The 26,779-nt window shown below is 70.8% G+C and carries 25 protein-coding genes, 3 tRNA genes and 1 pseudogene; 18 read left to right on the top strand and 11 right to left on the bottom strand.

Annotation, left to right across the window (positions count from 1 at the left end; genetic code table 11):
• The first annotated feature begins 34 nt into the window (after nt 1–34).
• The 5 genes from gyrA to ADK52_RS42080 all read left to right on the top strand — a co-directional run bounded on the left by gyrA (nt 35) and on the right by ADK52_RS42080 (nt 5,208).
• A complete protein-coding gene (gene gyrA / locus ADK52_RS00735; RefSeq protein WP_030153159.1) occupies nt 35–2,629 on the top strand; it encodes a DNA gyrase subunit A in 2,595 nt (864 codons plus the stop codon).
• A gap of 3 nt (nt 2,630–2,632) precedes the next feature.
• Complete coding sequence (locus ADK52_RS00730) at nt 2,633–3,331, top strand: DUF3566 domain-containing protein (RefSeq protein ID WP_053687837.1); 699 nt, start codon at nt 2,633–2,635, stop codon at nt 3,329–3,331.
• A 94-nt stretch (nt 3,332–3,425) separates the two neighbouring features.
• A tRNA-Ile gene (locus tag ADK52_RS00725) sits at nt 3,426–3,499 on the top strand.
• A gap of 145 nt (nt 3,500–3,644) precedes the next feature.
• Nucleotides 3,645–3,779 (top strand): DLW-39 family protein, encoded by a 135-nt coding sequence (locus ADK52_RS43255; protein ID WP_208809277.1) that lies wholly within the window; start codon nt 3,645–3,647, stop codon nt 3,777–3,779.
• Nucleotides 3,780–3,900: 121 nt separating this feature from the next.
• The gene (locus ADK52_RS42080) at nt 3,901–5,208 is read left to right on the top strand and encodes a hypothetical protein (RefSeq protein ID WP_053687836.1); all 1,308 of its coding nucleotides are present in this window, start codon (nt 3,901–3,903) and stop codon (nt 5,206–5,208) included.
• Nucleotides 5,209–5,332: 124 nt separating this feature from the next.
• Here the strand turns inward: ADK52_RS42080 and ADK52_RS00715 are convergent, their stop codons facing one another.
• Both ADK52_RS00715 and ADK52_RS00710 read right to left on the bottom strand, forming a co-directional pair.
• Nucleotides 5,333–6,601 carry a serine/threonine-protein kinase gene (locus ADK52_RS00715; protein WP_053687835.1) on the bottom strand — a complete coding sequence of 423 codons (1,269 nt, stop codon included), beginning with the start codon at nt 6,599–6,601 and terminating at the stop codon, nt 5,333–5,335.
• A gap of 52 nt (nt 6,602–6,653) precedes the next feature.
• Complete coding sequence (locus tag ADK52_RS00710) at nt 6,654–7,202, bottom strand: helix-turn-helix domain-containing protein (protein ID WP_030857694.1); 549 nt, start codon at nt 7,200–7,202, stop codon at nt 6,654–6,656.
• Nucleotides 7,203–7,366: 164 nt separating this feature from the next.
• Here ADK52_RS00710 and ADK52_RS00705 point away from each other — a divergent pair.
• Nucleotides 7,367–7,439 (top strand) — tRNA-Ala (locus ADK52_RS00705).
• An 82-nt stretch (nt 7,440–7,521) separates the two neighbouring features.
• Here the strand turns inward: ADK52_RS00705 and ADK52_RS00700 are convergent.
• Nucleotides 7,522–8,046, bottom strand: coding sequence for a GNAT family N-acetyltransferase (locus tag ADK52_RS00700; RefSeq protein ID WP_053687834.1), 525 nt, complete (start codon nt 8,044–8,046; stop codon nt 7,522–7,524).
• A gap of 139 nt (nt 8,047–8,185) precedes the next feature.
• Between ADK52_RS00700 and ADK52_RS41050 the strand changes: the two genes are divergently transcribed.
• Nucleotides 8,186–8,596, top strand: coding sequence for a LysM peptidoglycan-binding domain-containing protein (locus ADK52_RS41050; RefSeq protein ID WP_053687833.1), 411 nt, complete (start codon nt 8,186–8,188; stop codon nt 8,594–8,596).
• A gap of 108 nt (nt 8,597–8,704) precedes the next feature.
• On the opposite strand, the gene ADK52_RS00690 is transcribed toward ADK52_RS41050, so the two are convergent.
• Complete coding sequence (locus tag ADK52_RS00690) at nt 8,705–9,388, bottom strand: DUF5324 family protein (protein ID WP_053687925.1); 684 nt, start codon at nt 9,386–9,388, stop codon at nt 8,705–8,707.
• 175 nt (nt 9,389–9,563) lie between these two features.
• Between ADK52_RS00690 and ADK52_RS00685 the strand changes: the two genes are divergently transcribed.
• Together ADK52_RS00685 and ADK52_RS00680 are read left to right on the top strand one after the other, a co-directional pair.
• The gene (locus ADK52_RS00685; protein ID WP_053687832.1) at nt 9,564–10,091 is read left to right on the top strand and encodes a peptidylprolyl isomerase; all 528 of its coding nucleotides are present in this window, start codon (nt 9,564–9,566) and stop codon (nt 10,089–10,091) included.
• Between the two features lie 127 nt (nt 10,092–10,218).
• The gene (locus ADK52_RS00680) at nt 10,219–11,094 is read left to right on the top strand and encodes a rhomboid family intramembrane serine protease (protein WP_053687831.1); all 876 of its coding nucleotides are present in this window, start codon (nt 10,219–10,221) and stop codon (nt 11,092–11,094) included.
• A gap of 142 nt (nt 11,095–11,236) precedes the next feature.
• On the opposite strand, the gene crgA is transcribed toward ADK52_RS00680, so the two are convergent.
• Nucleotides 11,237–11,491, bottom strand: coding sequence for a cell division protein CrgA (gene crgA / locus ADK52_RS00675; RefSeq protein WP_030153143.1), 255 nt, complete (start codon nt 11,489–11,491; stop codon nt 11,237–11,239).
• A 91-nt stretch (nt 11,492–11,582) separates the two neighbouring features.
• On the opposite strand from crgA, the gene ADK52_RS00670 reads away from it, so the two are divergent.
• The 6 genes and pseudogenes from ADK52_RS00670 to ADK52_RS00650 all read left to right on the top strand — a co-directional run bounded on the left by ADK52_RS00670 (nt 11,583) and on the right by ADK52_RS00650 (nt 15,562).
• Entirely contained in the window at nt 11,583–12,371 is a 789-nt protein-coding gene (locus ADK52_RS00670) for a DUF881 domain-containing protein (RefSeq protein ID WP_053687830.1), read from the top strand.
• Nucleotides 12,328–13,122 carry a class E sortase gene (locus ADK52_RS00665; RefSeq protein WP_053687829.1) on the top strand — a complete coding sequence of 265 codons (795 nt, stop codon included), beginning with the start codon at nt 12,328–12,330 and terminating at the stop codon, nt 13,120–13,122. The genes ADK52_RS00670 and ADK52_RS00665 overlap by 44 nt, the downstream gene beginning before the upstream one ends.
• 89 nt (nt 13,123–13,211) lie before the next feature.
• A complete protein-coding gene (locus tag ADK52_RS42805; protein ID WP_182508613.1) occupies nt 13,212–13,388 on the top strand; it encodes a hypothetical protein in 177 nt (58 codons plus the stop codon).
• On the top strand, nt 13,385–14,023 hold the full coding sequence (locus ADK52_RS00660; RefSeq protein ID WP_053687828.1) for an aminodeoxychorismate/anthranilate synthase component II: 639 nt from the start codon (nt 13,385–13,387) through the stop codon (nt 14,021–14,023). The genes ADK52_RS42805 and ADK52_RS00660 overlap by 4 nt, the downstream gene beginning before the upstream one ends.
• Nucleotides 14,005–14,832, top strand: a pseudogene (locus ADK52_RS00655) (class E sortase); the annotation flags it as partial. The gene ADK52_RS00660 and the pseudogene ADK52_RS00655, both read left to right, overlap by 19 nt.
• Before the next feature lie 13 nt (nt 14,833–14,845).
• Complete coding sequence (locus ADK52_RS00650) at nt 14,846–15,562, top strand: class E sortase (RefSeq protein ID WP_053687827.1); 717 nt, start codon at nt 14,846–14,848, stop codon at nt 15,560–15,562.
• Between the two features lie 97 nt (nt 15,563–15,659).
• Here ADK52_RS00650 and pknB read toward each other — a convergent pair whose 3' ends face one another.
• The 6 genes from pknB to ADK52_RS00620 all read right to left on the bottom strand — a co-directional run bounded on the left by pknB (nt 15,660) and on the right by ADK52_RS00620 (nt 23,768).
• A complete protein-coding gene (gene pknB, locus ADK52_RS00645) occupies nt 15,660–17,687 on the bottom strand; it encodes a Stk1 family PASTA domain-containing Ser/Thr kinase (RefSeq protein ID WP_053687826.1) in 2,028 nt (675 codons plus the stop codon).
• A 215-nt stretch (nt 17,688–17,902) separates the two neighbouring features.
• Nucleotides 17,903–19,378: a peptidoglycan D,D-transpeptidase FtsI family protein gene (locus ADK52_RS00640; RefSeq protein ID WP_053687825.1), complete on the bottom strand. Its 1,476-nt coding sequence runs from the start codon at nt 19,376–19,378 to the stop codon at nt 17,903–17,905.
• Nucleotides 19,375–20,799, bottom strand: a complete 1,425-nt coding sequence (locus ADK52_RS00635; RefSeq protein WP_053687824.1) for an FtsW/RodA/SpoVE family cell cycle protein — start codon at nt 20,797–20,799, stop codon at nt 19,375–19,377. The genes ADK52_RS00640 and ADK52_RS00635 overlap by 4 nt, the downstream gene beginning before the upstream one ends.
• 34 nt (nt 20,800–20,833) lie before the next feature.
• Nucleotides 20,834–22,294 (bottom strand): PP2C family protein-serine/threonine phosphatase, encoded by a 1,461-nt coding sequence (locus ADK52_RS00630; protein ID WP_053687823.1) that lies wholly within the window; start codon nt 22,292–22,294, stop codon nt 20,834–20,836.
• A 141-nt stretch (nt 22,295–22,435) separates the two neighbouring features.
• Complete coding sequence (locus ADK52_RS00625; RefSeq protein ID WP_053687822.1) at nt 22,436–22,942, bottom strand: FHA domain-containing protein FhaB/FipA; 507 nt, start codon at nt 22,940–22,942, stop codon at nt 22,436–22,438.
• A 10-nt stretch (nt 22,943–22,952) separates the two neighbouring features.
• Entirely contained in the window at nt 22,953–23,768 is an 816-nt protein-coding gene (locus ADK52_RS00620; RefSeq protein ID WP_030153126.1) for an FhaA domain-containing protein, read from the bottom strand.
• Nucleotides 23,769–24,060: 292 nt separating this feature from the next.
• On the opposite strand from ADK52_RS00620, the gene ADK52_RS00615 reads away from it, so the two are divergent.
• From ADK52_RS00615 to ADK52_RS00605, 3 genes are all read left to right on the top strand, one after another.
• Nucleotides 24,061–24,143, top strand: a tRNA-Leu gene (locus ADK52_RS00615).
• A gap of 262 nt (nt 24,144–24,405) precedes the next feature.
• Nucleotides 24,406–26,082 carry a sensor histidine kinase gene (locus ADK52_RS00610; RefSeq protein ID WP_053687821.1) on the top strand — a complete coding sequence of 559 codons (1,677 nt, stop codon included), beginning with the start codon at nt 24,406–24,408 and terminating at the stop codon, nt 26,080–26,082.
• A gap of 20 nt (nt 26,083–26,102) precedes the next feature.
• The gene (locus ADK52_RS00605; protein WP_182508845.1) at nt 26,103–26,750 is read left to right on the top strand and encodes a response regulator; all 648 of its coding nucleotides are present in this window, start codon (nt 26,103–26,105) and stop codon (nt 26,748–26,750) included.
• Nucleotides 26,751–26,779: the final 29 nt, after the last annotated feature.

Raw genomic sequence — 26,779 nt, 5'->3', positions numbered from 1 at the left:
GCTGACCGCCGCCTGAAAGGACTTCTGACCAGCAATGGCCGACGAAACCACCCCCACCGCCGAGAATCCCGCGGAGGAGCAGCCCGTGCTGCGCATCGAGCCCGTCGGGCTCGAGACGGAGATGCAGCGCTCCTACCTCGACTACGCGATGTCCGTCATCGTCTCGCGCGCGCTGCCCGACGTACGGGACGGCCTCAAGCCGGTCCACCGCCGCGTGCTGTACGCGATGTACGACGGCGGCTACCGGCCGGAGAAGGGCTTCTACAAGTGCGCCCGCGTCGTCGGTGACGTCATGGGTACGTACCACCCGCACGGCGACAGCTCCATCTACGACGCCCTGGTCCGCCTGGCCCAGCCGTGGTCGATGCGCATGCCGCTGGTGGACAGCAACGGCAACTTCGGCTCCCCGGGCAACGACCCGGCGGCCGCGATGCGCTACACCGAGTGCAAGCTGATGCCGCTGGCCATGGAGATGCTCCGGGACATCGACGAGGAGACCGTCGACTTCACGGACAACTACGACGGCCGCAACCAGGAGCCGACCGTCCTGCCGGCCCGCTTCCCGAACCTGCTGGTCAACGGCAGCGCCGGTATCGCGGTCGGCATGGCCACCAACATCCCGCCGCACAACCTGCGCGAGGTCGCGGCCGGCGCCCAGTGGGCGCTGGAGCACCCGGACGCCTCGCACGAGGAGCTGCTCGACGCGCTCCTGGAGCGGATCAAGGGCCCCGACTTCCCGTCGGGCGCGCTGGTCGTGGGCCGCAAGGGCATCGAGGAGGCGTACCGGACCGGGCGCGGCTCGATCACGATGCGCGCGGTGGTCGAGGTCGAGGAGATCCAGAACCGCCAGTGCCTGGTGGTCACGGAGCTTCCGTACCAGACGAACCCGGACAACCTGGCGCAGAAGATCGCGGACCTGGTCAAGGACGGCAAGATCGGCGGCATCGCCGACGTCCGCGACGAGACCTCGTCGCGCACCGGCCAGCGCCTGGTGATCGTGCTCAAGCGCGACGCCGTCGCCAAGGTCGTGCTGAACAACCTGTACAAGCACACCGACCTCCAGACGAACTTCGGCGCGAACATGCTGGCGCTCGTGGACGGCGTGCCGCGCACGCTGTCGATCGACGCGTTCATCCGCCACTGGGTGCAGCACCAGATCGAGGTCATCGTCCGGCGTACGAAGTTCCGCCTGCGCAAGGCGGAGGAGCGGGCGCACATCCTGCGCGGCCTGCTCAAGGCGCTGGACGCGATCGACGAGGTCATCGCGCTGATCCGGCGGAGCAACACCGTCGAGATCGCGCGCGAGGGCCTGATGGGCCTGCTGGAGATCGACGAGATCCAGGCCAACGCGATCCTGGAGATGCAGCTGCGGCGCCTGGCGGCCCTGGAGCGGCAGAAGATCGTCGCCGAGCACGACGAGCTCCAGGCGAAGATCAACGAGTACAACGCGATCCTGGCCTCGCCGGAGAAGCAGCGCTCGATCGTCAGCGAGGAGCTGGCGGCCCTCGTCGAGAAGTTCGGCGACGACCGGCGCTCCAAGCTGGTCCCCTTCGACGGCGACATGTCCATGGAGGACCTGATCGCCGAAGAGGACATCGTCGTCACGATCACCCACGGCGGCTACGTCAAGCGCACCAAGACCGAGGACTACCGCTCGCAGAAGCGCGGCGGCAAGGGCGTGCGCGGCACGAAGCTGAAGCAGGACGACCTGGTCGACCACTTCTTCGTGTCCACCACGCACCACTGGCTCCTGTTCTTCACGAACAAGGGCCGGGTCTACCGCTCCAAGGCGTACGAGCTGCCGGACGCCGGCCGCGACGCCCGCGGGCAGCACGTGGCGAACCTGCTGGCCTTCCAGCCGGACGAGAAGATCGCCCAGATCCTCGCGATCCGCGACTACGAGGCCGCCCCGTACCTGATCCTGGCCACCAAGGGCGGCCTGGTGAAGAAGACGGCGCTCAAGGACTACGACTCGCCCCGTTCGGGTGGCGTCATCGCGATCAACCTCCGGGAGACCGAGGACGGCGGCGATGACGAGCTGATCGGCGCCGAGCTGGTGTCCGCCGAGGACGACCTGCTGCTCATCAGCAAGAAGGCGCAGTCGATCCGCTTCACGGCGACCGACGACGCGCTGCGCCCGATGGGCCGTGCCACCTCGGGCGTGAAGGGCATGAGTTTCCGCGAAGGTGACGAACTGCTCTCCATGAGCGTTGTCAGGCCGGGTACGTTCGTCTTCACCGCGACCGACGGCGGCTACGCCAAGCGGACGCCGGTCGACGAGTACCGCGTCCAGGGCCGTGGTGGTCTGGGCATCAAGGCCGCCAAGATCGTGGAGGACCGCGGATCGCTCGTCGGGGCGCTCGTCGTCGACGAGACGGACGAGATTCTCGCCATCACGCTCGGCGGTGGTGTGATTCGTACGCGAGTCAACGAAGTCAGGGAGACCGGCCGTGACACCATGGGCGTCCAGCTGATCAACCTGGGCAAGCGCGATGCCGTGGTCGGTATCGCTCGAAACGCCGAGGCCGGTCAGGATGCTGACGAGGTCGAGGAGACCGAGGCAGCCGAAGGACAGGCCGCCGAGGCCGCCGAGGGCACGCAGCCCTCGGCCGGGGAGCACGAGGAGTAAGTCGTGAGTGGAGCCACGGGCGCCGGACCGGCCAAGACTGGGGAGGACGGTACCCGTGGCCCCGCCGCGGACTCCCCGGACGGGGCCGCCGAGGCCGCCGAGGTCAAGGGGAGGACCGTGACGGACACCCGCAAGCCGAAGCAGGAGAAGGCCGCGCCGGCGGCCGCGCCGGCCGCCACGGCCGCCACGACCGCGCCGGCCGCCCGGCCGGCGGAGCAGCCGTACCACCCGCCGCAGGCGTACGCGGCTCCCACGGCGCCGGGCGCGCCGCGGGGAGCCGGGGACGCCGCCGCGCAGCGCAAGCCGCGTACGGGGGCCCGTACGACGCCCAGGACGCGCAAGGCGCGGCTGCGGGTGGCCAAGGCCGACCCGTGGTCGGTGATGAAGGTCAGCTTCCTGCTGTCGATCGCGCTGGGCGTGTGCACGATCGTGGCGGCCGCGGTGCTGTGGATGGTCATGGACGCCATGGGCGTCTTCTCGACCGTCGGCGGCACCATCAGCGAGGCGACCGGGTCGAACGAGAGCAACGGCTTCGACCTCCAGTCGTTCCTGTCGCTGCCGCGCGTTCTGATCTTCACGTCGGTGATCGCGGTCATCGACGTGGTGCTGGCGACGGCGCTGGCGACGCTGGGCGCGTTCATCTACAACTTGTCGGCGGGCTTCGTCGGCGGTGTGGAGCTCACGCTCGCCGAGGACGAATGACCGCTGATTGACCTGCGGGGACTGCCCCGGGGAACGGATTTTGGCGGGACCGTGTCTGTGCGCTAATCTTCAGGAGTCAGCGCGCAGCGCGGATGGGGCTATAGCTCAGTTGGTTAGAGCGCATCCCTGATAAGGATGAGGCCACAGGTTCAAATCCTGTTAGCCCCACAGTGAAGAAGACCCCCAGGCCCCCGGCCTGGGGGTCTTCTTCGTAGGGTCAGTTGAGGGCTTCCCAGGTCACCGAACGGTATCGGTGCGTGTGTATTGTTGGCCGTCAGAAGTCCCCAACGTCAATGAAAGACGAGGTCGCGCGGTGAAGAAGCTGCTCCTGGTCGCACTGGCCGCCATCGGCGGGCTCCTCGTGTACCGCCAGATCCAGGCGGACCGCGCCGAGCAGGACCTGTGGACGGAGGCAACTGACTCCGTGCCCTCTGGTTCCGGTGTGTGAGACCGAAAGCTGATCTCATGAAGCCCCGGCTGCCGCTGCGGCCGGGGCTTTGTGCTGTTCTGTGACGAAAAATTACGTTCTGCAAAGATTTGGCTTGCGCTAGCAAAATCGGGGTGGCGTGATGGGGCGGGTACGGACGACGGTGCTGGTGGGGGCGGCGGCCCTGGCGCTGGCCGGGGGCCTTCCGGGGGCGGTGCAGGCCGCCACGGCGCCCCCGCAGCCGGTGCCGGGGTACCGGGGCGCCGAGGGCGCCAAAAGGATCGAGGGCAGGCCCAGCAGCGCGGACGCCCCGCTCGTGACGGCCGGGCAGGCCTACGCCGACACCATCGGCCCGGGCGAGCGCGTCTACCGGCTCAATCTCGACGACGCCTCCAGCGTGTACTTCTCCGCCGTCCTCCAGCCGCCGCGCGGCGCCAAGGTCGGCTACGGCGACGGCCTCGAGGTCGAGATCATGACCAAGGAGGGCGGGCGCTGCCCGAACAACCCCGGCCGGGCCGGCTTCGGCTACGACCCGGTCCCCCTCGGCGCGGTCGCGGTCCGGCGGCTGGAGGAGGACGCCGAATGCCAGGGCGCCGGCGTCTACTTCGCGAAGGTCACCCGCACCGCCGCCAAGGACTCCGACCCGGGCGCGTGGCCGGTGGAACTGCTGCTCCAGCGCGAGCCCGGCCTCGCCGCCGGCAGCGCCCCCACCACCGCGCCCAGCGTCTGGCCCTCGGCCTCGCCGACGCTGCCCGGCAGCGAACCGGTGGCGCGCAGCGGGGGCACCGGCTTCAACGACGCCCGGGCGCTGGGCAGCGGGGTCTGGCGGGACGACCTGCGGCCCGGGCAGACCCGCTTCTACCGGGTCCCGCTCGACTGGGGACAGCAGCTGGGGCTCAGCGCCGAGCTCGCCGGCGCCAGGATGACCAAGTCGTACGGATCGGCCGCGGGCGGGCTCAGCGTCGCGCTGTACAGCCCGTACCGGGGCCTGGTCGAGGACAAGGACGTCCCGTACGCCGGGAAGCAGGCGGGCGTCACCCTGCCGAAGACGGCGCCGGTGGCGTACGAGAACCGCTTCTCGGACACCGGCGAGGTGCGGGGGGTCCGGGTGGCGGGCTGGTACTACATCGCGGTGACCCTGGGGGCGAAGGTCGCCGAGTTCACCGAGGACGCGAGCCCGGTGCCGCTGACCCTGCGCATGGACGTCACCGGCGGCCCGGCCAAGGGGCCCGCGTACAAGGAGAGCCTGACCGCGGCCGGGTTCGGGGTCGGCGCGGACGAACGGGCGGCCGCCAAGGACGGGCTCACCGCCCCCGAGGCCGCGGAGGCGGCCGACGGGCGCTCGGTGATGCGGGTGGTGGCCGGTGCCGGCTTCGGCACGGGGACCGTGCTGCTGCTCGTGCTCGGCGGATGGTTCCTGCTGGGCCGGCGTCGCGGACGGACCGCGTAAGGCGGATCAGAGCGCGCGAGGCGTCTCCGATCCGGCTCCGATCCGGCTTCGAGCCAGCTCCGCTCCGGCTCGGATCCGGCTCCGAGCCGGCTTCGAGTCAGCTCTGATCCGGCTCCGAGCCGGCTCAGATCCGGGTCAGCGCCCAGATGCCCACGGCGAAGCAGAGCAGCGCCGCGGTGAGGAGACCCGCGGTGGCCCGCGCCGACGGCGGGGCGATCCCGCCGGACCGCGCGGGCGCCGCGTACGGGGTGGCGACGGGGGTGGCCGCGGTCGTGCCGGGGGAGCCCGGGGTCTCGGGGCGCACCGGTGGCGGGAGGTGGAAGCTCCCCGTCTCCGAAGGCCCGAACACCCCGGCCGGCGGCGGCCCGAACCCCGCCGGGGCGGCCGGCACGGGGGCGGCCGCGGTCGCGTGCGCCGGGACATGTGCCTGTGCGTGCACCTGTGCCCGCGCCTGTTCCTGCGCCGGGATCACCCCGGCCGCGGTGGGCGACTCGGGGGTCACCGCGGCCGTGCTCTGCGGCCCCTGGGGCCCGAAGCCTGCGGGGAGCGGGCCGAGTTGGTCGAACACCTCCACCGGGTCCTCGCCCGGCGCGGGACCGGGGAGCAGCTCCACGGCCTCGGCAAGGGCCTTGCGGGCCCCTGTGGCGGTCTTGAACCGGCTCTCGGGGTCCGGCTGGAGGAGGTTCGCGATGACGTCCCAGAGCGGCGCCGGGACGCCCTCGGGGGCGGCGGGGGTGCCATGGGCGAGGAAGTGGTCGAGCAGGGCCCGGGAATCGGGCTTGGCGCCGCGCAGGAGGTAGAGGGCGACCAGCCCGACGGCGAAGAGGTCGGCGGGGAAGTCGGGTTCGGAGCCGAGGAGTTGTTCCGGGGCGATGTAGCCGGGGGTGCCGACCACGTAGTCGGTCTCGGTGAGGCGCGGCTCGCCCTTGCGCATCGAGATGCCGAAGTCGGACAGCCGCAGGTGCGGCCGTCCGGATCCGGTGGCCTCCATCAGGATGTTGGCGGGCTTGATGTCGCGGTGGACGACGCCTTCCGCGTGCACCGCCGCCAGCCCCGACAGGAGCTGGTCGAGCAGCGTGCACACGAAACGGGGCGGCAGCGGGCCGTAGTCCCCGATCACGTGGGCGAGGGAGCCGCCGGCGACGAGGTCCATCGTGAACAGGACCTTGTCGTCGTCCGCCGCCCAGCTGGCCGGGGCCAGCACGTGCGGGTGGTCGATGCGCAGGGCCTGCTCCCGCACGAACCGCAGCAGGGTGTGGGCGTCGCTCTGCCGCAGGACCTTGGCGGCGACGTACCGGCGGCGCCGGTGGTCCCAGGCCCGCCATACGGCGCCCGCGCCACCGCGCCCGATCGGATCGATCAGCTCGTACCGACCGGCGAAGACCTCACCCATCGCTGCGCCCGTCCCCCGTCTCGTGCGTGCGTCTCGTGCTTGCGTTTCCGCGTCAGTTCTGGTGGGACTCGTAGTGGGCGACCGCGTCGGCGGTGCGGCCCGCGCCGTAGACCCGGAGGAACTCTGCCAGTTCGGGATGGCTGGGGGCGAGGGAGTCGGCCGCGTCGATGATGTCGCCGGCCGCGGAGACCGAGCGCAGCAGCGACTGGATCTCGCGGACGACGCGCTTGACGGTGGGCGCGCCCGAACCGGTCGTGGTCTGCCCGCTGTTGCTGAGGACGGAGCCTCCCTGGGTCTTCTTGATCTCGTCCATCCGGTCGGTGGCCTCGGCCGCGCTGACGCTTCCGTCCGCCACCTGGCCCGCGAGATCCTGGAGGGCCTGGACGCGCTGCACCACGGCCGGGTTCCCGATCTTGGCCCGCTGGCCGCTCATCAGCTGGGACAGCATGGGCGCCGACAGTCCGAGGACGGCAGCGAGGCGGGCCTGGTTCAAGCCGAGGTCATCTATGAGCCGGCGGAAGAGAGCGCCCAGCGGCTCCCCGTACCAACTGCGCTGAAGCTCTCTGGCTCTGGCCGTGGCCTCTTGCTGAACAGCGTCCACTCTTACTACTCCCCTACTTCGCTGGTGCGAACCTCGCGAGCATCTTACGGAGCGTGGTCGCGTGGCGGGAGCCCCCATAATTTTGCGAGATGCGGGGGTACACCCGGTACTCTGTTCTGCGGAACGGCCACACCTTCACGGGAGGCGGTCGCGTCCATCTTTTCGGGGCTTTAGCTCAGTTGGTAGAGCGCTGCCTTTGCAAGGCAGATGTCAGGAGTTCGAATCTCCTAAGCTCCACAGCACCAGAGGCCACCTGACCAGCGGAAACGCAGGTCAGGTGGCCTCTTTGCGTGGTGTGGCGCGCGCGCCGGCGCCCCGGCTAGAGGTCGATCCAGTACCGGCGCTTGGGGCCGACGAGGGTCTCGCGCACGTCCTCCAGGACGCCGCCGCCCCGCTCGATCGTGCGCACCGACCCCGTGTTGCCGGGGTCGCACGTCAGGAGCACCCGGTCCATCCCGAGGAGCCGGGCCTCGTACAGGACCGAGCCGAGGGCCCAGCCGGCCAGGCCGCGGCGGCGCGCGGAGGGCCGGATGCCGTAGCCGATGTGGCCGCCGGCGTCGAGGAGGAAGCCGTTCAGGTAGTGGCGCAGGTCGATGGCGCCCAGATAGGTGTCGTCCTCGGTGATCCACCAGTACGTGGCGTGCACGCGGCCCTGCTCGACGGGGCGGGTCCGGTCCCCGTACCCGCGCAGCCGCTCCGTCCAGGCGGCGAAGCCCTCGGGGGTGTCCACGTCGTCCTCCGAGCCGAGTCCCGCGCCGTCCATGTGGGCGTCGGGGCCCCATTCCTCGCGGGCGGCGAGCCAGGAGGCGTGCAGGCGGGGGGAGGGGAAGACGAGCTCGGGCATCCGTGGACAGTAACAGCAGGCGGGCCCCTGCCCGGGTCCCCCGGTTGGCCCTGTCACAGGGCCGGGCGGCGCGGGCTGTCAGACAGTGGGGGAAGGCACCGAGCCAGGGGGCGACACCACGCCGGAGGCGCACAGACCCATGGGACTCTTCGACTTCCTCAAGTCCGACAAGAAGAAGCACGAGGCCGCGGAGAAGGCCGCGGCCGCCGCGTCCGCCGACTACGCGGCGAAGTACACCGACGCCGTCTCGGCCACCAAGGCGGCCGCCGAGCGCATGGCCGCCGCGGCGCCGCCGAAGCCCGCGCCGCACACCCCGACGCCCTCGTCCGCCGCGCACAAGGCTGTGCCGGCGGCTCCGGCGCCCAAGCCGGCGCCGGCCGTCAAGAAGCGTACGTACACCGTGCGGGCGGGCGACTCGCTCTCCGCGATCGCCCGCCGGGAGCTGGGCAACGAGGCCCGCTGGCGCGAGCTCTACGCCATGAACCGGGGCGTCATCGGCTCGAACCCCGAGCTCGTCCACCCCGGCCAGGTGCTCACCCTCCCCCAGTAGGCACTCGGGGCGGGACATGGGGAGAGGGCCCGGATCCGTCGGATCCGGGCCCTCTCGCCGTCTGCGCTCGGACCGTCCGCGCTCGGACCGTCCGCGGTCAGCGCCGGCTCACTCGTCCGCCGTGCCGGAGGAGGCCTCGCGCTCCTTCGCCGCCAGCTCGTCGTCGAAACTGGCCTGGTCGCGCTCGCGCGACAGCTCGGTGGCGGCCGGCGGCTCGACGAGCCAGTCCGGGTTGGACTGCTGGTCCCACCACCGCCACGCCATGTACGCGGCACCGGCCACCAGGCCGACCACCGCCACGTACTTGAACGCCCGGCCGGCCCGGCAGCGCCGCTCGTGGCGCTTGACCAGCCGCTGCACCTCCTTGGCCGAGACCTGGCCGCGCAGCGCCGCCAGGGCCGCCGTCGACCGGGACGCGGCCTCCTCGGCCACCGGCTGGGCCGCCGCGAGCGCGCTCTCCAGCTTCGGCTGCGTGTAGTCGGCCGCCTGCCGCGCCGCGCGGCGCGTGTGGTGCACGGCCATCGTCGCCGCCCGGTCCACGTTCGGGGGCACGTGCGTGCGGGCCGCCCTCATCCTCGGGTGCAGATGCGCGTCGTACGCCGTACGGGCCTGCCGGGCCGCCTCGGCGGTCGCGTACGAGACCTTCGGCGCCAGCCGCTCGTTCGCCTCGGCCGCGTAGTGCGCGGCGGCTTCCCTGGCGGCCGTTGCGTACGGCGCCACCGCTTCCGCTGCGTGCCTCGCCGTGTCCCTGGCGCTTTCGGCGGCCAGGTGCACGCTGTCCTTGCGGGTCACAGGATCCTCCTCCTCGGTGGCGGACACAGTTCACCTTTCCACCCTTTGTCGGATCATGCCTGCCATACCGCCGGGCGGCATGCGTGACAGGGCATACGGGTGGAGGATTTCTGTGCCGTGCAGCGCTCCGTGGGAGTATCTGGAACCGACAGTGATGACTATGGAAGGCAGATCCGTGGCCGAGAAGCTCTACGCCACCCTGAAGACCAACCACGGCGACATCGAGATCGAGCTCCTGGCGAACTTCGCTCCGAAGACGGTCAAGAACTTCGTGGAGCTGGCCACGGGCGCCCGCGAATGGACCCGTCCCACCGACGGCCAGAAGACCACCGATGCGCTGTACGACGGCACCGTCTTCCACCGCGTCATCAGCGGCTTCATGATCCAGGGCGGCGACCCGCTCGGCAACGGCACCGGCGGCCCCGGCTACCAGTTCGCCGACGAGTTCCACCCCGACCTGGCCTTCACCAAGCCGTACCTGGTCGCCATGGCCAACGCCGGCCCGGGCACCAACGGGTCGCAGTTCTTCATCACCGTCGCGCCCACCGCCTGGCTGACCCGCAAGCACACCATCTTCGGCGAGGTCACCGACAAGGCCAGCCAGAAGATCGTGGACGACATCGCCGGCCTGCGGACGAACCCGCGCACCGAGCGTCCCCTCGACGACGTGATCATCCAGTCCGTCGTCGTCGAGAAGCGCTGACCCCCGAGCCGTCGCCCCGGGAACCTTTCCGCCCCGCCCGTCCGTCCTGCATGCGTGGCAACAGATGGGGCCACATCCGGACGACCGGCGGGGGCACCGCCCGCCCCGCCGCTGACCGAGGGGACCGATGGACACCGACCGTCTGCCGGGCTGCTACCGCCACCCGGACCGCGACACGGGGATCCGCTGCACGCGCTGCGAGCGCCCCATCTGCCCCGAGTGCATGATCAGCGCCTCGGTCGGCTTCCAGTGCCCCGACTGCGTCCGTGACGGCTCCGGTACGGGGCGCGGACCGGTCGTGAACGCGCCGCGCACCGTCGCGGGCGGGGTGGTCGCCGCCGATCCGCACCTGGTCACCAAGGTCCTCATCGGGATCAACGCCGCGGTGTTCCTGGTGGGCCTGCTCGCGCCGGCGGTCGTGGTCCAGCTGGAGCTGCTCGGGCGGTACGTCGAATACTTCGGCGGCCCCGTAGAAGGGGTCTCCACCGGTCAGTACTACCGGCTGATGAGCTCGGTGTTCCTGCATGTGGAGTGGTGGCACATCGGGGGCAACATGCTGGCCCTGTGGGTGATCGGGGGCCCGCTGGAGGCGGCCCTGGGCCGGGTCCGCTACCTCGCCGTGTTCCTGCTGGCGGGTCTCGGCGGAAGCGCCCTCGTCTATCTGCTGACGGCGCCGAACACCCCGACCCTCGGCGCCTCCGGCGCGATCTTCGGCCTGCTCGGCGCGACCGTCGTGCTGGTGCGCCGCCTGCGCTACGAGATGCGGCCGGTCATCACCATGGTCGTGCTCATGCTGGTACTGACCTTCGTGCCCTTCGGCGGCAGCCTGTCCGTGTCCTGGCAGGCCCACATCGGCGGCCTGGTGACCGGCCTGCTGGTCGGCCTGGGCATGGTGGGACCGGCCGCCGGCAGGACGCGCACGCTGGTCCAATGGGGCACCTGCGCGGCGGCATTCCTGCTGGCAGCGGCGGTGGTCCTGGTGCGTACGGCCGAACTCACCTGATCACACCGGCGTCAACACTCCACAGAGTTATCCACAGATCTTCTGTCTTTTCCTCAGGTGTGGATGACGCTGTGGATAACTCCTGGGGAGAGCTTGTCGGACCCGGTGCGCCTGTGCTTGCCGGCGCGTGATCAGGGGCCGGTTACTTCCACTGCGTGGACACGCCGAATCCCGCCGCGATGAAGCCGAATCCGACCACGATGTTCCAGTTGCCCAGTGCCTCGATCGGCAGCTGGGTCTCGGTCACGTAGAAGACGACGATCCACGCGAGACCGATCAGGAAGAACGCCAGCATGACCGGGGCGACCCAGCTGCGGTTGGTCAGCCTGATCGTCTGCGCCTGCTTCGCCGGCGGCGGCGTGTAGTCGTCCTTCTTGCGGATACGTGACTTCGGCACGAGGGGCTCTCCTGTCGATGCGCTGGGGACCTTGCCTGCCCCGGGCGTCCGTTAGCGTAGTGGACCTGTGGCGTTGAAGGAGAAGGGTACGTTGAGCAATTCCGACGACTCCTCCGCGGGTCCCCGTCGCCGGGCCAGACCGATCCGGCTGCTGACGGCCGCCGTTTTCGCCCTGGCCGGTCTCATCTTCGTCACCAGTTTCAACACCTCCAAGGGTACGAACATCCGGACGGACGCCTCGCTCCTCAAGCTCTCGGACCTCATCCACGAGCGCAGCCAGAACAACGCGCTGCTCGAACAGAGCACCGCGGCCGTCCGCGGCCGGGTGGACGCCCTCGCCGACCGCGACGACGGCAGCACCAAGGCCGAGGACGCCAAGCTGGCCGCCCTGCGGGTCGCCTCGGGCACCGAGCCGCTGTCCGGCAAGGGGCTCACGGTCACCCTGAACGACGCCCCGCCGAACGCCACGGCCCGCATCCCCAACGTGCCCGAGCCGCAGCCCAACGACCTGGTGATCCACCAGCAGGACCTCCAGGCCGTGGTGAACGCCCTGTGGCAGGGCGGCGCCGAGGGCATCCAGGTCATGGACCAGCGGCTGATCTCCACCAGCGCGGTGCGCTGCGTCGGCAACACGCTGATCCTCCAGGGCCGCGTCTACTCGCCCCCGTACAAGGTGAGCGCGGTCGGGGACCCGGCCGCGCTGCGCAAGGCGCTCGCCGCCTCCCCGGCCCTGCAGAACTACCAGCTGTACGTGACGGCGTACGGGCTGGGCTGGAAAGTGGACGAGCACAGGGAGCTGACACTCCCCGGCTACTCCGGCACAGTGGACCTCCACTATGCGAAGCCGCTGGACGCCGCCTCCGCGAGCAGTACGCCGTGACGTCGTACTGCGCCTGGTGGTGCGGACGTTCAGCGAGGTGTGCCTGACGGCGGGCACGCTGATCGTGCTGTTCGTGGCGTACGTCCTGCTGTGGACCGGGGTCAAGGCCGACCGGGCCATGGACGGGGAGATGGCCCGGATGCGCGACGGCTGGGCCTCGGCCGGGGCACCGGCCGCCGCGCCCGCCGCCCCGCGGCAGCAGACGCCGGCGCCCGGCGCCGCCCCGCTGCCCGCGCCGCCGGAGCAGGACCAGGACCAGGAGCAGGACCAGGCCGCGTACCCGCCGGGCCGGGCCTTCGCCGAGATGTACGTCCCGCGCTTCGGCCCGGACTGGAACAAGCCTGTCCTGGAGGGCACCGGCACCGAGCTGCTGAAGAAGGGCCTCGGCCACTACGCGGGCACCGCCCGCCTCGGCGGCACCGGGAACTTCTCCGTCGCGGGCCACCGGCGGACGTACGGCGACCCCTTCAAGGACTTCCCCGAGCTGCGCCCCGGGGACGCCGTGATCCTCAAGGACGCGACCTCCTGGTACACGTACACGGTCCGCGGCGGGCCGCTGCGCACCCTGCCCACCGACATCGGGGTGGTCGACCCCGTGCCGCGCCGGTCGCCGTTCACCGGGCCCGGGCGGTACCTGACGCTCACGACCTGCGACCCCGAGTGGGGCCACAGCCACCGGCTGGTCGTCTGGGCGGAGCTGACCCAGACCCGCACGGTCGCCCAGGGCCGGCCGGAGGGTTTGCCGAGCTGACCCACCCGGCCGGGCCGCTGGCTTTAGTCTGTTGGCGTACCGCCCCCGCGGTGCGGTGGTCGATCGTGGACGGATAGGAAACAGACGGCATGTACGGCTGGATCTGGCGGCAGCTGCCGGGCAACGCGTGGGTTCGCGCGCTGATCTCTCTCGTACTGGTCCTCGGAGTGGTCTTCGTGCTCTTCCAGTACGTCTTCCCGTGGGCCGAGCCGCTCCTCCCGTTCAACGACGTAACGGTGGACGAGGGATCGGGAGCCACTCCGTGAGCGCGCGCATTCTGGTTGTCGACAACTACGACAGCTTTGTCTTCAACCTGGTCCAGTACCTGTACCAGCTCGGCGCGGAGTGCGAGGTGCTGCGCAACGACGAGGTCGAACTCGCCCACGCGCAGGACGGCTTCGACGGCGTGCTGCTGTCGCCCGGGCCGGGCACGCCGGAGCAGGCGGGCGTCTGCGTCGACATGGTCCGCCACTGCGCCGACACCGGCGTCCCGGTCTTCGGCGTGTGCCTCGGCATGCAGTCCATGGCCGTGGCGTACGGCGGCGTCGTCGACCGGGCGCCCGAGCTGCTGCACGGGAAGACCTCGCCGGTGGTGCACGAGGGCCTCGGCGTCTTCGAGGGACTGCCCTCGCCCTTCACCGCGACCCGCTACCACTCGCTCGCTGCCGAGCCGGCGACCCTGCCGGACGTGCTGGAGGTCACCGCGCGCACCGAGGACGGGATCATCATGGGGCTGCGGCACCGGGAGCACGACGTCGAGGGCGTGCAGTTCCACCCCGAGTCGGTGCTGACCGAGTGGGGCCACCGGATGCTCGCGAACTGGCTGGTGCGCTGCGGGGACGCGGGGGCCGTCGAGCGCTCGGTGGGGCTGGCCCCGGTGGTGGGCAAGGCCGTCGCGTGACCGCGGTCGCGCCGTCCGCGCCCACGGAGGGCCGGGCCGCGCGGCGCAGGGCAGCTCAGGAGGCCGCGAAGCGCACGCGCAGGCGCAGCGGGGGCCGGCGGCGCAGGCGGCCCGCGTCGGGCGGCCCGGTGGTCGTCGCGAGCAGGCTCGCCGGGGAGCTGTTCATCACGCTGGGCGTGGTGATGCTGCTGTTCGTCGCCTACCAGCTCTGGTACACGAACGTGCTGGCGGAGCGGACGGCGAACGGGGCGGCCGGCTCGCTGCGGCACAACTGGGAACGCAACCCCGGCGGGGCGGCCGCCCCGCAGGTCTCGGCGTTCGAGCCCGGGGAGGGCTTCGCGATCCTGCACATCCCGAAACTGGACGTGAAGGTGCCGGTGGCGGAAGGGGTCAGCAAGCCGAAGGTGCTCGACAAGGGGATGGTCGGGCACTACGGGGACGGCGCGCTGAAGACGGCGATGCCGGCCGACAAGCAGGGCAACTTCGCGCTGGCGGGCCACCGCAACACCCACGGCGAACCGTTCCGCTTCATCAACCGGCTGGTGCCGGGGGACCCGGTCGTGGTCGAGACGCGGGACGCGTACTACACGTACGAGATCACCTCGTCGCTGGCGCAGACCCCGCCGGCGAACGTCTCGGTGATCAAACCGGTGCCGGAGGGCTCGGGCTTCACCGCCCCGGGCCGGTACATCACGCTGACGACCTGCACCCCCGAGTTCACGAGCACCTTCCGGATGATCGTATGGGGCAGGATGACCGACGAACGCCCCCGCAGCCAGGGTGCTCCGCCCGCGCTGGCCAGCCCGTAAGGACGAACAAGCAGTGTCACGTGCCGCGTCGCCGCCCCAGAGCCGCAGTGTGCTCGCCGGGTTCCTGAGCCTGCTGGGCGAGTTCCTGATCACCGTGGGCCTCGTCCTCGGCCTGTTCGTCGCGTACTCGCTGTGGTGGACGAACGTGCTCGCGGACCGGCAGGCGTCGGCGCGCGGCAACGAGATCCGCCAGCAGTGGCAGACCGCCCCGGGGGCGAACGGGGCCGCGGCGCCGGGGGCGCTCGACACCCAGGACGGCATCGGCTTCCTGCACGTACCGGCGATGAAGAACGCCGAGGTCCTGGTCAAGAAGGGCACGGCGCCGGACGTCCTCGACGACGGCGTGGCCGGGTACTACACGGACCCGGTGAAGGCGGCCCTGCCGTGGGAGCCGTCGGGGAACTTCGCCCTGGCGGCGCACCGGGACGGGCACGGCGCGAAGTTCCACAACATCGACAAGGTGAAGAACGGCGACGCGGTCGTCTTCGAGACGCGGGACACCTGGTACGTGTACAAGGTCTTCGCGGAGCTACGCCAGACGTCGAAGTACGACGTGGACGTGATCTCCGCGGTCCCGAAGGAGTCGGGCCGGACGGCGCCGGGCCGCTTCATCACGCTGACGACCTGCACGCCGGTCTACACGTCGAAGTTCCGCTACGTCGTGTGGGGCGAGCTGGTCCGCACGGAGAAGGTGGACGCGCAGCGCACGCCCCCGGCGGAACTGCGCTGACGCCGGACGCCCGACGCTGGACACGGGAAAGCCCCTGTGCGCGGCTCTGAGGCCGCCCACAGGGGCTTTCCCGCGTCTCTGCGGGGCGAAGTGCCGACTAGCGCCGGCCGCCCGTCAGGCCGCCGAAGAGCGTCCCGCCGTCATTGCCGCCGTTCTGCTGGCCGGCCACCGTCTGGACGTTGATGACGCGGCCCGCTTCGACCGGGGTGCCCGCCGGCGGGTCGGTGACCATGACGATCGCCCTGTCGTCCGTCGGACCCGCGATGACCTGGAGGCTCAGGCCCCGGCTCGCCAGGTCCGCCTTGGCCTGCGCGACGGTCTTGGTGATCAGCTGCGGGACCTGCGTCTGCTGCGAGGCCTTGGCGATCTGGACGTTGACCGTCGTGCCCACCGCGAGCTGCTCGCCCGGCTGGTACTGCTGCTGGACGATCGTCTTCGGCGCGGCTCCCGGGGAGTCGACCTCCGTCTGGCTGCCCAGCTTGAGCTTGGCGTCGTTCAGCGCCTTGATCGCCTGCTCCCGGGTCTTCCCGAGGAGGTCCGGCATCTCGGCCTTCGCCTGTTCCTTGGCGACGGTCACCGTGACGGTCGAGCCCTTCTGGGCCTTCGCGCCGCTCTTGGGGGTCTGGTCCAGGACGGTGCCGGCGGTCCGGTCGGACTCCTGGGTCTTCTTCTCGACCGCGAAGCCCTTGTCCTTGAGCGCCTTCTCCGCGTCCTCGAACTTCACGTTGAGGACGTCGGGCACGGCCACGTCCGGCGCGCCCGAGGAGACCTTGACCTTGATCGTGGAGCCCTTGTCGACCTTGGTGTCGGGCGCCGGGTTCTGCTCGCAGATGTTGCCCTTGGGCTGGTTGTCGCAGGGCTGATCGGCTTCCTTCTCGACCTTGAGGCCGACGTTGTCGCCGGTCTTCTGGGCCTGTTCCAAGGTCTGGCCGATGAGCTTGGGCACGTTGGGCCGGTTGTCCGCGCCGCCGCTGAAGAGGGAGCGCCCGATGAGGATCGCGCCGACCAGGACGAGGATGCCCGCCGTGACCAGCAGGATCGTCGAGGCCTTGCTCTTCTTCTGCGGGCGCCGGCCGTGGCCGCCCTGGTCGTAGCTGCCCTGGCCCTGGTCCCCGTAGCCGTAGCCGCCGTCGCCCGGGGGCATCGGCGGGAGCATGGAGGTCTGGCCGGCGTCGGCCGTGCGCAGGGCGGTGGTGGGCTGGTCGTAGCCCTGGTGCCCGTAGCCGTGGCCCTGGTCGGGGTAGCCGTAGCCGGGCGTGCCCATGGCCACGGCGGCCGCGACGGGCTGGCCTTCGAGGCAGGCCTCGATGTCGGCGCGCATCTCGTCGGCGGACTGGTAGCGGTAGTCGGGGTCCTTGACCAGCGCCTTCAACACGATCGCGTCCATCTCGGGCGTGATCTCGGGGTCGAAGTTCGACGGCGGCTGCGGTTCTTCCCGTACGTGCTGGTACGCCACGGCGACCGGGGAGTCGCCGATGAACGGCGGCCGGACGCTGAGGAGTTCGTACAGCAGGCAGCCCGCGGAGTAGAGGTCGGAGCGCGCGTCGACCTGCTCGCCCTTGGCCTGCTCCGGGGAGAGGTACTGGGCGGTGCCGATCACGGCCGCGGTCTGCGTCATGGTCATGCCGGAGTCGCCCATGGCGCGGGCGATGCCGAAGTCCATGACCTTGACCTGGCCGGTGCGGGTGAGCATCACGTTGGCGGGCTTGATGTCACGGTGCACGATGCCGGCGCGGTGCGAGTACTCGAGGGCCTGGAGGATGCCGATGGTCATCTCCAGCGTGCGCTCGGGCAGCAGCTTGCGGCCGGAGTGCAGGAGCTCGCGCAGGGTGGAGCCGTCGACGTACTCCATCACGATGTACGGGATGGAGATGTTGTCGACGTAGTCCTCGCCGGTGTCGTAGACCGCGACGATCGCCGGGTGGTTGAGCGACGCGGCCGACTGGGCCTCGCGCCGGAACCGGGCCTGGAAGGACGGGTCGCGGGCGAGGTCGGCACGCAGGGTCTTGACGGCGACGGTACGGCCGAGCCGGGTGTCGTGGGCGAGGTAGACCTCGGCCATGCCACCGCGGCCGAGCACGTGGCTCAGCTCGTACCGGCCGCCGAGGCGACGCGGCTCTTCCATAACGTTGCAGCCCTCTCCGTCAGTCCCGACCGCACCCGTGTGTGGTCCGGCGGTGTGCTGTTCGCGCAAAGGCTACCGGCCGATCGTCGGTGATCGGTTCGTGACCACAGGCTGATACCGGACCGGTACCGTACGCTCGGATCCGGGCGGGAACAGTGATGTGGATCACTCCGGTTCGGCTCTCGCGCCGCTGTCGGCCCCTTGCGTCCCTTCCGTCAGCCCTTGTTCTGGTTCTTGAGCACGGCTTCCATGACGGCCTTCGCGACGGGGGCCGCGAGACCGCCACCGCTGATGTCCTCACGATCGGCGTCGCTGTCCTCGATGACGACGGCGACGGCGACCGGGGAGCCCTTGTCGGTCTTGGCGTAGGCGATGAACCAGGCGTAAGGGCGCTTGGCGTTCTTCTCGCCGTGCTGCGCGGTGCCGGTCTTGCCGCCGACGGTGACGTCCTTGATCTTGGCCTTGCCGCCGGTGCCGTTCTCGTTCTCGACGACGTTGACCATCATCTGCTGGAGCTTCTGCGCGTTGGCGGGCGAGAGCGGGCGGCTCATCTCCTGCGGCTCGTGCTTCTCGATGACGTCGAGGTTCGGCGCGGTGAGCTGGTCGACCATGTACGGCTTCATCAGCTTGCCGTCGTTGGCGACGGCCGCGGCGACCATCGCCATCTGCAGCGGGGTGGCGGCGGTGTTGAACTGGCCGATCGCGGAGAGCGAGTTGCCCGGACGGTCCATGTTCTTGTCGTAGACGCTGGCGAACGCCCGGACCGGGGTGTCGATCTTGTCGTTGTTGAAGCCGAACTTCTGCGCCGTCTCCAGCATCTTGTCCTTGGTCACCTTGTCGGCGACGTTGGCGAAGACGGAGTTGCAGGAGACCTGGAGCGCGAAGTTGAGCGTCGCCTTCTCGCAGCCCTTGGCGTGGTTGACCATCGGAGTCTTGGTCGTCGGCAGGAAGAACGGCTCGGGGGTGTCCGTCGGCGCGTTGATGTCGGTGACGACGCCGTGTTCCAGCGCGGCCGCGGCGGTGACGACCTTGAAGGTCGAGCCGGGCGGGTAGGTCTCGCGCAGGGCGCGGTTGACGAGCTTCTTCTCCGGGCTGTCCTTCAGCTCGACCCAGTTCTTCTCGTCGGTCTTGGAGTTGCCGGCGAAGAGGGAGGGGTCGTACGAGGGGGTGCTGACCAGCGCGAGGATGGCGCCGGTGCGCGGGTCGATCGCGGCGACGGCGCCCGTCTTGTCGCCGAGCTTCTCGTACGCGGCCTTCTGGGCGTCGGGCAGCAGCGTGGTGACGACGTTGCCGCCGGCCTTCTTCTCGCCGGTGAACATGCCGATGGTGCGGTCGAAGAACAGCCGGTCGTCGTTGCCGGTGAGGATCTTGTCTTCGAGGGATTCCAGCTGGGTGGAGCCGAAGGCCTGGGAGGCGTACCCGGTCACCGGTGCCCAGAGCGCGCCCTCGTTGTAGACCCGCTTGTACTTGTAGTCGCTGCCGTCGGTGGCGGCGGAGCCCGTGATCGCCTGGCCGCCCGCGACGATGATGTTGCCGCGCTGGGTGGCGTACTGGGCGATCTGGACCCTGCGGTTCTCCTTGCGGGTGCTGAGTTCGTCGGCCTGGACGTACTGGAGCCAGTTGGTCCGGATCAGCAGCGCGAGGACGAGCAGCCCGCAGAAGATCGAGATGCGACGCAGGGGCTTGTTCATGACGGGCGGACCACCTGGGTCATCTCGGAGTCGGGGGACGGTGCCGGGGCCGGGGCGGGGCGGCGTGCGGTGTCGCTGATCCGGATGAGGATCCCGATGAGGGCCCAGTTGGCGAGGACGGACGAACCGCCGGACGCGAGGAAGGGCATGGTCATGCCGGTCAGGGGGATGAGGCCCATGACTCCGCCGGCGACCACGAAGATCTGGAGGGCGAAGGCGCCGGAGAGACCGATGGCGAAGAGCTTGCCGAAGGGGTCGCGGGCGGCGAGGGCGGTACGCACGCCGCGCTCGATGATCAGGCCGTAGAGCAGCAGGAAGGCCATGACGCCCGCGAGGCCGAGCTCTTCGCCGACCGTGGAGAAGATGAAGTCGGAGTTGGCGGCGAATCCGATGAGGTCGGAGTTGCCCTGGCCCCAGCCGGTGCCGAGGACCCCGCCGGAGCCGAAGCTCATGATCGACTGGCCGACCTGCTCGCAGGCGCCCGACTTCGAGTAGCAGGCGAAGGGGTCGAGCCAGGCGGTGACGCGGGCCTTGACGTGGCTGGCGGTCGCGCCGACGACGGCCGCGCCGGCCACGCTCATGACGAGGCCGATGACGATCCAGCTGGTGCGCTCGGTGGCCACGTACAGCATGATCACGAACATGCCGAAGAAGAGCAGCGAGGTGCCGAGGTCGTTCTCGAAGACGAGGACGAGCAGGCTCATCGCCCAGATCATCAGGATCGGGCCGAGGTCGCGGCCGCGCGGCAGGTAGAGGCCCATGAAGCGGCGGCTGGCCAGCGCGAGGGCGTCGCGCTTCACCATCAGGTATCCGGCGAAGAAGATCGCGATGACGATCTTCGCGAACTCACCGGGCTGGATGGAGAAACCGGCGACGCTGATCCAGATCTTCGCGCCGAAGACGTCGGCGCCGAGACCCGGGATGACCGGCAGGATCAGCAGGACCAGCGAGGCGGCCATCGAGATGTACGTGAAGCGCTGCAGGGTGCGGTGGTCCTTGAGGAGCAGCAGCACGGCGGCGAACAGGGCGATGGCGAGCGCCGTGTACATCATCTGGCGGGGGGCCGACTCGGAGAACTGGCCGAACTGGCGCTTGGCCAGGTTCTGCAGCCGCTCCGACTGGTCGAGCCGCCAGATCAGGACGCAGCCGAGCCCGTTGAGCAGCGTGCCGATCGGCAGCAGCAGCGGGTCGGCGTACTTCGCGTAGCGGCGCACCACGAGGTGGGCGATGCCGGCGAGGACGGCCAGGCCGCCTCCGTACGCGACCATGCCCGGCGGCAGCTTGCCGTGGATCGACAGGCCCACGTTGGCGTAGGCGAAGATCGGGATGACCACGGCGAACACGAGCAGCAGGAGCTCGGTGTTCCGCCGGCTCGGCAGCTCGATGGCGCCGATGGTGGTCGTGTTGGTGACAACGCTCATGGTGTGGCAGGCCCCCTGTGCCCGCGGGTGTGTACTACTGCTTGCCGCAGAGGCCGACCAGCGACTGCTCCGTGGGAGTCAGGCTGGGGCCGGGTGCCGGTGGGTTCTGCGCTTCCGCGGCGCGGCGCTCCTCGTCCTTCTTGCACGCGGTGACCTGGACGCCGAGTTCGTCGATCTTCTGACGGGCGCCGTCGAGGCTGGTCTCGGTGATGGTGGCCTCGACCAGCTTCCGCTTGAAGGGCGGCAGGTACTTCAGTTCGATGTCGGTGCGGTCGGTCTCCACCTTGGAGAGCTCCAGCGGTCCGAGGTTCTGGCTGATGCCGCGGAAGAGCGCCACGTGCTCGCCCTTGACGCCGATGTAGAACTGCGTCTGGGTCCAGCGGTGGGCGGCGTAGAGGCCGCCTCCGACCACACCGGCGACGATCAGCAGGATCAGGGTCCGGGTGGTCCACTTGCGCCCTTTGCTGCGGCGCCGGCGGGGGTGGTCGTACGTGTCCTCGTAGCGCGAGTCGTCGTCGTACGGGTCGGGTTCGCCGAAGCTGCCGTACGTGCCGCCGCCCTGGCCCTGGTCGGGGTATCCGTAGCCGGGGGCCTCGCCGCTGCCGGGGGGCCCGAAGGCGCCGGCCGGCGGGGGGGCCTGGCGGCCCAGGCCGGAGGCGCGGCCCGCCGGGGTCTGCATCGCGTTGCCGTCGAAGAGCTGGTGCTGGTTCTCGGCGACCGCGCCGACGACGACCGGGGTGTCGTTCAGCTGGGCGGCGAGGGTGTCGCCGCTGTCGGTGTCGAGGACGTCCGCGACGATGCAGGTGATGTTGTCCGGTCCGCCGCCGCGCAGGGCGAGCTGGATCAGGGCCTGCACGGTCTCGTGGGGGCCGTGGTAGCCGGCGAGGGTCTCTTCCAGGGTCTGGTGGGAGACGACGCCGGACAGCCCGTCGGAGCAGATGAGGTAGCGGTCGCCGGTGCGGACCTCGCGGATGGAGAGGTCGGGCTCGACGGTGTCACCGCTGCCGAGCGCCCGCATGAGGAGCGAGCGCTGGGGGTGGGTGGTGGCTTCCTCTTCGGTGATGCGGCCCTCGTCGACGAGGCGCTGCACCCAGGTGTGGTCCTGGGTGATCTGCGTGAGGACGCCGTCGCGGAGCAGGTAGGCGCGGGAGTCGCCGACGTGGACGAGGCCGAGGCGCTGGCCGGTCCACAGGAGCGCGGTCAGGGTGGTGCCCATGCCTTCGAGCTGGGCGTCCTCCTCGACCATGACGCGCAGCTGGTCGTTGGCGCGCTGCACGGCGGTGGCGAGCGACGTGAGGATGTCGGAGCCAGGGACGTCGTCGTCGAGCTGCACGAGCGAGGAGATCACCTCGGAGCTGGCGACCTCGCCGGCGGCCTGGCCGCCCATGCCGTCGGCGACCGCGAGGAGACGTGGACCGGCATAGCCGGAGTCCTCGTTGCCCTCGCGGATCATGCCCTTGTGGGATCCGGCGGCGAACCGCAGGGACAGACTCATGCGCACCTGCCCAGTCGATTCCTCCGGGTACAACCGGTCTCGAGCCACACTGCCCACCCTCCGGTCGGGAGCGCGCTCGGGTCCGTGTCCTGGGTGGTCCGGACTGCCGCGGCTCGCTCGCTCCGCTCGCTCATTCTCGTACTACTTCCGCAGCTCGATGACGGTCTTGCCGATGCGGATCGGGGCGCCCGGCGGAATGGGCGTCGGGGTGGTCAGCCGGGTCCGGTCGAGATACGTGCCGTTGGTGGACCCGAGATCCTCGACGATCCACTGGCCGTCACGGTCGGGGTAGATCCTGGCATGGCGGCTGGACGCGTAGTCGTCGTCCAGCACGATCGTTGAGTCATGTGCCCGGCCGAGCGTGATCGTCTGCCCCGCGAGGGCGACCGTGGTACCCGTGAGGGTCCCCTCGGAGACGACGAGCTTGGTCGGCGCTCCGCGGCGCTGGCGCTGCTGTGGCGGCGCGGCGGCCTGGCGGCCACCGCTCTGCGCCGGCGCTCCGGGCGCGTTCCCGCCGCGGCGCGAGCCGCGCTGGGTGACGCGCGTACCGAAGAGGTCGCTGCGGATGACCTGGACGGCCACGATGACGAACAGCCACAGAACGGCCAGGAAACCCAACCGCATGACCGTCAGGGTCAGCTCTGACATTGCCCCCGCTTCACCCTTCGGCTTGCCGGTAAATGATGGTGGTGCTGCCCACGACGATCCGCGAGCCGTCGCGGAGCGTAGCGCGGGTGGTGTGCTGCCCGTCCACCACGATGCCGTTGGTGGACCCGAGATCCTGGATCGTCGAGGGCGTTCCGGTCCGGATCTCACAGTGCCGGCGCGAGACGCCGGGGTCGTCGATCCGCACGTCGGCTTCGGTGCTTCGGCCGAGTACGAGCGTGGGGCGCGAGATCTGGTGGCGGGTGCCGTTGATCTCGATCCAGTGGCGCCGGGTGGCGCCTCCGGTGGGTACGGGAGCCGGCCCCGCGGCGCCCGGCCGGCGCGCGGGTGCGCCCGGGGGCGGTCCGGCCGGCATCGGCGGTGCGGCGACCGGCGGGTAGCCGTAGCCGCCCTGCTGGTTCTGGGGGGCGGCCTGCGGCGGCGCCTGGGAGGTGCTGGAGGCGAGCGTGCGGCTGCGGACCCGGTAGAGCCCGGTGTCGAGGTCGTCGGCCTTCTCCAGGTGGACCTTGATCGGGCCCATGAAGCTGTAGCGCTGCTGCTTGGCGTAGTCGCGGACGAGGCCCGCGAGCTCGTCGCCGAGCTGCCCGGAGTAGGGGCTCAGACGCTCGTAGTCGCCGGTGCTGAGCTCGACGATGAAGTCGTTGGGGACGACCGTCCGCTCCCGGTTCCAGATCGTCGCGTTGTTGTCGCACTCGCGCTGGAGGGCGCCGGCGATCTCGACGGGCTGGACCTCGGACTTGAACACCTTGGCGAAGGTGCCGTTCACCAGACCTTCGAGTCGCTGCTCGAACCGCTTCAGGACTCCCATGGGGCACCTCCTCCGTCGTTGTCGCCCTGTACTGCTTACTGATCGTATCCACGCGTGGCGGATTCGGCTGGTTCCCCCTGGGTCCCATGCGCATGAGTGTTGGTACTCACAAGGGATCGTAGGGGCGCTCAGGGGACAGTGTCCCGCACCGGGAGCGCGGTGCGGGAGGGGCAATCGGACCCGGGTCCGGGGGTGCGGGGAAAGCGATGTGAATCCACCCCGTCCGACGTGCTAATGTTTCGACGTCGCCAGGGGAACGGACCGAAAGGGAAGATCCACTGGGGAGCTGCTCGGGCGAGTGGCGGAACGGCAGACGCGCTGGCTTCAGGTGCCAGTGTCCTTCGGGACGTGGGGGTTCAAATCCCCCCTCGCCCACATCGACGAAACGGTCGTCATCGCGAAAGCGGTGGCGGCCGTTTCGCATTTCCCGTGCGCTGGTGGGGTGTTCATCGCGGGCGGGGCGATCCCGTGCTGTGTTCGGGGAGTTGGGGATCCCGGTCCCGGTGACGGGTCCCGGTGACGGGGGAGCGGCCGTGGTGTCCGCCGGACGACTTTCGTCGGGGAGGGCGCGACGAAAGAGGGCGGCCCGGCGGGGACGGCGGTGTCTAGGGTCGGGCGCGTGGATGCGACGGCGAGGATGCGGGCGGGCTGGGACTGGCTGAGGGGGCCCGAGCCGTGGACCCTGCGGATGCTGGCGGGCGATCTGGTGATCGCCGGGGTGATCGCACTGCTCGGGCTGGGGGTCGAAGAGCTCGACAACGGCAGCGTGCAGCGGATGGCGGCCAGCGCCGCGGCTGTGGTGCTGCTCACGTTGGCGCGGCGCCGGCTGCCGGCCACGACCCTGATCGTCGCGTCGGCGATCTCCCCGTTCCTGCCCGGCTCGTTCCTGATCACCGTCCTGCTGGGCTGGTCGGCGGGGCGCCGGATCGTCGGGGTGGGCCGCGCGCTGACGGCCTTCACCGCGGCCTTCCTCGCCGCGGTCTGCTTCAGCGTGGTGCAGGCGTGGTCCGACCAGCGGCCCGTGCTCGTGATCGTGTTCTCCACGCTGATCTTCCTCGCGACGACGGTGATGCCGGGTCTGGCCAGCCGCTACTGGTCGCAGCGCCGGACCCTGCTGCAGGCGCTCCAGGAGCGCAACGGGCAGCTGATGCGCGAGCGCGTGATGGTCGCCGGGCAGGCCCGGCTGCGGGAGCGCCAGCGGATCGCCCAGGACATGCACGACAGCCTGGGCCACCAGCTGGCGCTGATCGCCGTGCACACCGGCGCCCTGGAGGTGGACCCGCAGCTCACCGAACGCCAGCGCGAGGCGGTGGGGGTGCTGCGGCAGGCCTCGGTCGCGGCGATGCACGAGCTGCGCGAGGTCGTCGGGATCCTGCGGGACGGCGTCGAGGCGCCGGTGCCGGCCGAGGAGGCGCAGCCCGCGGCGCGCGGGGTGGCCGGGATCGCCGGGATCGTGGAGGCGGCGCGGGGCGCGGGGACCGACGTACGGATGACCGTGTCGGGGCGGCCGAGGCCGCTGGTCGCGGCGTGTGACCACGCGGCGTACCGGATCGTGCAGGAGGGGCTGACCAACGCGTACAAGCACGCTTCGGGGGCGCCGATCTCGGTGGAACTGCGGTACGAGGACGACTCGCTGGTGGTGGAGATCGCCAACGGGCCGGCGGCCGGGCCGGGCGTCGGCGCGGTGGTCTCGGGCGGGCAGGGGCTCACCGGGCTGCGCGAGCGGGCCCGGCTCGTCGGCGGGATGGTGCACGCGGGCGGGACCGAGGACGGCGGCTTCCGGGTGGCCGGCGTGCTCCCGTACGGGGCGGAGCCGGCGGGGGTCGAGGACATCGCCGACGACTTCGGGCAGCAGGCGCAGGCCCAGGCGCAGGCCCGGGGGTTCGCGGTGGCGCCGTCGCCGATGGACTGGGCGGCGGTGGACAAGGAACTGGCCGTGGGGGGCCGCAGCCGGGCCGGGGGCGTCGCGATGGGCTGCGGGATCGCCTTCGCGGCGGTGGTGCTGCTGGTGATCGTGATCGGGGCCGGGGTGGTGCTGCTCGTGGGCTCGGCGGGCAGCGCGATGATCAGCCAGGCCGACTACGACAAGGTCCGGGTGGGCGAGTCGGAGGAGGCGGTCCGCACGATGCTGCCCGACGGCAACAGCTTCATGACCGAGGGTCTGGACCGGAAGGGCCCGGAGCGGCCGGCGGGCTCGGACTGTCTGGCGCTGCTGTCGTCGGACGACTCGCGGCTGACCACCGATACGGTTTTCCGGTTCTGCTTCAAGGACGGCAAGCTGATCGACAAGCAGGCGTACCAGGCCGAGCAGTAGGAGCGCGGGTGACAGCCAAGGTGATCCGAGTGGTGATCGCTGACGACGAGCCGCTGATCAGGGCCGGGATCAGGATGATCCTGACCTCGGCACCCGACATCGAGGTCGTCGCGGAGGCGGCGAACGGGCGCGAGGCCGTGGACCTGGCCCGCGCGCACGTGCCGGACGTGATGCTGCTGGACATCCAGATGCCGGTGATGGACGGGCTGACGGCGCTCGGCGAGCTGGGGCGGGCGGCGCCGGAGGTCCGGGCGCTGATCCTGACCACCTTCGGGGAGAAGGAGAACGTGCTGCGGGCGCTGGGCTCGGGCGGCGCCGGGTTCCTGCTGAAGGACACGGCGCCGGGCGAACTGATCGGAGCGGTCCGGGCGGCCGCGGCCGGGGACGCGTACCTCTCGCCGGGGGCGACCCGGCACGTGGTCGACCAGCTGGCCTCGGGGCAGGGCGCGGCGCGCGGCGAGGAGGCCCGGCGGCGGGTGTCGGAGCTGAGCGAGCGGGAGCGCGGGGTGCTGGCGCTGCTGGGCGAGGGGCTGTCGAACGCGGACGCGGGCCGGCGGCTGCACATGAGCGAGGCGACGGTGAAGACGTACGTGAGCCGCATCCTCTCGAAGCTGGGCTGCGAGAACCGGGTTCAGGCCGCCCTGCTGGCCAGGGACGCCGGGCTGTAGATACGGTCGGGCCGAATCGATGTTGGTGG

The sequence above is a fragment of the Streptomyces sp. WM6372 genome (genome assembly GCF_001279655.1).
Classification (GTDB): domain Bacteria; phylum Actinomycetota; class Actinomycetes; order Streptomycetales; family Streptomycetaceae; genus Streptomyces.
The sequence above is the reverse complement of the archived record's forward strand: the minus strand, read 5'-3'. Positions and strand labels throughout refer to the sequence as shown.